This window comes from Ferruginibacter sp. (assembly GCF_031391665.1).
Taxonomy (GTDB): Bacteria; Bacteroidota; Bacteroidia; order Chitinophagales; family Chitinophagaceae; genus Ferruginibacter.
The window spans coordinates 1-5,280 of sequence record NZ_JANMUN010000236.1 but is presented as its reverse complement, the minus strand read 5'-3'; the positions used below and the strand labels follow the sequence as shown (position 1 = coordinate 5,280).

The window sequence follows — 5,280 nt, the reverse complement described above, 5'->3', positions numbered from 1 at the left end:
AGGCCCGAATTAGGAAATTTTACAAAAGACGCAAACCCTCCCGGCGGGCCTTTAAAATTTTATACTGCATTTGATGGTACCGGTTCGGACAAACTGATGAATGCAGTGGACAGCATAAGGGCTACTTTTCCTTCAGATAATCCTTTTACTTCTATAGCTGGTATTTCTGGGAAAGGTGTACAAGGTTCCGCAGCAAAAGATAAGGCTATAAAATATCCGGCAGCAAATGATTTTTCAAAATCTACCAGTATTACTGTGGCTTACTGGATGAAAAATGTGCCAGCTACAGATGGCGAACCGGAGTTTCATTTCTCTCTTCCATCAAAAGATTTCTGGCACGAAAGCGCCATGTTTTTACTGGTAGAAAAGGGTGGCCCAAATGCAGATAATAGTTCTGCTGCCGGCATGGCCTGCACTTTTGCAGTAATGGATAACTGGGTTGAATTTAGAGGTGCAAACAAATTACCCAATGTATTAAATGGCAACTGGCATCATGTTGCATTTGTATATGATGAAACAAGTTCTAAAGTAACGGCTTATGTTGATGGTGTTGCAGTACCTTATACAGGAACTGGTAATAATATAGGATTAGGCAAACTTAAATTTAATAATGTAAACAATTTTGTATTGGGTGGCTGGAACAAGCATGCTTCGGGTACAGGTGGAGCACAGGATGCCTGGATACATGGTTACTCCGGTGCTATGGATCAGTTCCGTTTATATGGTAAAGCACTTTCAGCTTCTGAAGTTTTAGCTTTATTCAATAGTAAATTGTAATATTTATAATTCTTTAGCAAGTTCATAAGCAAAAAAGGGCAGGCACATTTATTGTTCGGCCCTTTTTTACTTATAATAACCTTTTAAAATTTATTTTTCTAAATGCGTAGCAACAGAAATTTATCCGGGTACATTTTCTTATTTTCTGTACAGGCTATTGCATGTTTTTCTTCCTGTAAAAATAATACAGCATTATTTGAAAGTTTACCTACTTCAAAAACCAATATCAGTTTTAAAAACCAATTAGAAAAAAAGAAAACATTTAATATTCTTTATTATCTATACTATTATAATGGCGGCGGCGTGGCCACAGGCGATATTAATAATGATGGGTTACCGGATATTTATTTTGCTGCCAACAGTAGAGGAAATAATAAATTATACCTGAACAAAGGCAATTTTGAATTTGAAGACATTACCATTAAAGCAAATGTTGGAGGTACAGCCGATTGGTGTACTGGCGTAACGATGGCGGATGTAAACAGTGATGGTTACCTGGATATTTATGTAAGTACTGTAAGTAATAAATATGGCTTAACAGGGCATAACGAATTATTCATCAATAATAAGAACAATACTTTTACTGAAAGTGCAGCAGCTTATGGTTTAAACACTTCCTGCTTTACCACTCAAGCGGCTTTTTTTGATTACGATCGTGATGGTGATTTGGATTGTTACATGCTCAATCAATCGCATCATCCGCATGCAAATATTGTAGATACCATTAACCGAAAAAATTATGATTCACTTTCCGGCGACAGACTTTACAGAAATGATTTGAATACTGCAACAAAAAATTTTACAGAAGTTTCAAAAGCAGCAGGCATTTACCAAAGTAACCTGGGATATGGATTAGGTATTGCAGTGGCAGATATAAACAATGATGGCTGGGATGATATTTACATTGGCAACGATTTTCATGAAAATGATTATTATTATATAAATAACGGTAATGGTACATTTACTGAAAGCAGCGCAAAACATTTCCGGCACTACAGCCGCTTTAGTATGGGTAATGATGTGGCCGATTATAATAACGATGGTCAGCTGGATATAGTAACAGTTGATATGCTGCCTCCCGACGAAAAAACATTAAAAACTTATGGCAGCGATGAAAATCCAGACATCTATAAAGTAAAATTAACCATACCCGGTTATCAAAATCAGTATTCAAAAAATTGTTTGCAACGCAACAATGGAAGTGGTGTAAGCTTTAGCGAAACTGCTTTGCAAAGCGGCGTATCGGCTACCGACTGGAGCTGGAGCCCCCTGTTTGCAGATTTTGATAACGATGGGAATAAAGATTTATTTATCTCAAGCGGTATTGTAAAACGCCCTGTAGATTTAGATTTTGTTCGCTTTGCAGATAAACAAAAAGCAAAAGGCATGGATGCTACTGATAAATATGATGATGAAACTATTGCGGCTATGCCTGATGGAGATGCTCATCCATTTTTATTTAAAGGAGATGGCAAATTAAGTTTTAAAGACGTAAGTGAAAGTTGGGGAACGCAAAAATTAAAAGGTTGTTCTAATGGCGCTGCTTATGCCGATTTGGATAATGACGGCAATCTTGACCTGGTGGTGAACTGTTTAAATGCGCCTGCTCAAATTTTAAAGAATAATGCGCCAAAGAAAAATTTTATTGATATTACTTTTAAAGGCGATAGTATAAATACAGCAGGCATTGGTTGCAAAGCTTACGTTTTTGCGGGAGGAAAAATGCAATACCAGCAATTGATGGCAGTAAGAGGATTCATGTCTTCCTCCTCTACACAATTGCATTTTGGGTTAGACAGTATTAAAACGATAGACAGTGTGTTATTGGTTTGGCCCAATCAAAAATATCAGCTTATAAAAAATGTTGCTATTAATAAAAATTTAGCTGTAAATAAAAATAGTGCACAAAGTGATTTTGTTTATACCGGTTTTTTTTCTGCAAAAAGCGAAAAAATGGTTGATATTTCTGACCAGGTGAATTGTAAATGGAAACATATTGAAAATGATTTTGTGGATTATAATATGCAGTATCTCATCCCTCATGCTTTATCAACAAGAGGCCCAAAGCTTGCTGTAGCAGATGTAAACAAAGATGGCCTGGATGATTTTTATGCCTGTGGCGCAAAATTTCAACCAGGTGTATTAATGATACAGCAACCCAACGGAACTTTTAAAGAAAGTGATACGGCATTGTTTAACAGATTTGCCATCTGCGAAGAAGTAGATGCTGTTTTTTTTGATGCTAACGGCGATTCTTCTGTAGATCTTTTGGTAATAAGCGGTGGCAACGAAATTCCAGCAAACGGTGTGGCCTTGCTGGATAAATTATATATCAACGATGGTAAAGGACATTTTGCAAAAGAAGCCAATCCTATGTCGGTTGTGTTTGAAAATAAAAGTTGTGTTACCGCAGCTGATGCAGACAACGACGGTGATATAGATTTTTTTATTGGCAACCTGGCAAGCCCTGCAAAATATGGCCCGCCAACAACGTCTTATCTTTTTTTAAATGATGGTAAAGCACATTTTACAAAAGCAGGCGATAATATCATTCCGCTTTCATCGCTTGGCATGGTTACTGCTGCATCTTTCACTGATATTGATAATGATGGCTGGAAAGATTTGGTGGTTACCGGCGAGTGGATGCCGATGAAAATATTTAAAAATAATAAAGGAAAATTTGTAAAAACAGATATTGCAAAATCAACAGGTCTTTGGCAAACTGTGTATACTACGGATGTAAACGGGGATGGCTTTGCAGATATTTTAGCCGGCAACTGGGGGTGGAATAATAAATTTTGGGCAGGCAAAAACGGACCACTTAAATTGTATGTAAAAGATTTTGATAATAATGGTACTACAGAGCAAATCATGGCTTATACCATTGATGGAAAAGAATATCCATTTTTAGCAAAAGACGAACTGGAAAGATCGTTACCGGTATTAAAAAAAGCTTATTTAAAATACAGCGATGTAGCAGGGCAAACAGTGCAGTATATGTTTTACGATTTGTTTAAAGATTACCAGGAATTAATAGCAGAAGTACTGGCATCATCATGTTTTATAAACGATGGTAAGGGAAATTTTGAAAGAATGGATTTACCTGCTGAATTGCAGTTTTCGCCAATTTTTTCCTTTGCAGCAAATTATAATAGTGCAAACAGTTATTTAGCCGCAGGAAATTTTTATGGCGTTATTCCTTACGAGGGAAGGTACGATGCTTTGCAACCAACTTTTTTTTCTTACAATAAAAATATCACTGCATTGCAATATGATAACGGGCTTGCTGGTATTACCGGCGAAGCAAGAGATACCAAATGGATTAATTATGCCGGTGGAGGAAAAGTTTTAATTGTGGCCAGAAATAATGAACCTTTAATTTTTTTAAAACCAAATAATCAATAGTACCATGCACATCAAAAAATTTGTACCTGCACTATTTTTAGGAGCTGCGTTTTTATCGTTAAACTCAAATTGTTCTAAAAGTAAATCTCCTGCTCCGGGGCCAGATCCTGTGCCACCGGTAGTTGTACCCGGTACCATTGCATCATGGATAACTAAAGGAGATAAAACGCTCTTACTAAAAAAGCAAAATAACTTACTGGCATTTAATGCTGCAGCAAATAATTTACCAACAGTAGAAGTAGACAGCACAATCGCCTATCAAACCATAGATGGCTTTGGTTATACTTTAACAGGAGGTAGTGCATTTTTGATTAACCGCTTACCATCAGCACAAAAAATTGCGCTGCTGCAGGAGCTCTTTGGTAATGATGAAAATGCCATCGGCATCAGTTATCTCCGCTTAAGTATTGGCGCATCCGATTTAAGTGCAGAAGTTTTCAGTTACAATGATATGCCTGCAGGGCAAACAGATGTTACCCTCACTAATTTTAGTTTATCAAAAGATACGGTTGATGTAATTCCGTTATTAAAAGAAATACTTTTAATAAACCCTGCCATAAAAATTATGGGTTCGCCGTGGAGTCCGCCGGTATGGATGAAAGATAATGGCAGTTCTATTGGCGGTGGATTGCAAACACAATACTATAATGTATACGCAAACTACTTTGTAAAGTACATTAATGCCATGAAGGCAAAGGGCATTACTGTTGATGCCATCACTATTCAAAACGAACCGCAACATGGAGGTAATAACCCCAGCATGGTAATGTCGGCAACGCAACAGGCCAATTTTGTAAAAAATAATTTAGGCCCTGCATTCAGAACTGCAGCAATTGCAACAAAAATAATTATCTGGGATCATAATTGCGATAACCCTAATTATCCAATAAGTATTTTAAATGATGCGGCGGCAAAACAATTTATTGATGGGTCGGCCTTTCATTTATACAATGGCGATATCAGTGCATTATCAACTGTGCATGCTGCCCATCCGGATAAGAATTTATACTTTACCGAGCAATGGACAGGTGCTAACGGAACTTTTGACGGCGATTTAAAATGGCATGTAAAAAATGTGATCATTGGCTCAACAAAAAA

At 37.0% G+C, this 5,280-nt stretch carries 3 protein-coding genes; all 3 read left to right on the top strand.

Features of this window, described 5'->3' with window-relative positions; translation table 11 throughout:
- A partial coding sequence (locus ACY651_RS18120) for a LamG-like jellyroll fold domain-containing protein (RefSeq protein WP_462254916.1) occupies window positions 1-777 on the top strand: 777 nt, incomplete at its 5' end.
- 102 nt (window positions 778-879) lie between these two features.
- Complete coding sequence (locus ACY651_RS18115) at window positions 880-4,182, top strand: VCBS repeat-containing protein (RefSeq protein WP_462254915.1); 3,303 nt, start codon at window positions 880-882, stop codon at window positions 4,180-4,182.
- Window positions 4,183-4,186: 4 nt separating this feature from the next.
- Window positions 4,187-5,280: glycoside hydrolase family 30 protein (locus ACY651_RS18110; RefSeq protein ID WP_462254914.1), on the top strand; the 1,094-nt coding region annotated here is incomplete at its 3' end.

Bases quoted from the DNA above. Each gene is read 5' to 3' on its own strand.
- ACY651_RS18115 (WP_462254915.1), top strand. From the start codon at position 880: ATGCGTAGCAACAGAAATTTATCCGGGTACATTTTCTTATTTTCTGTA.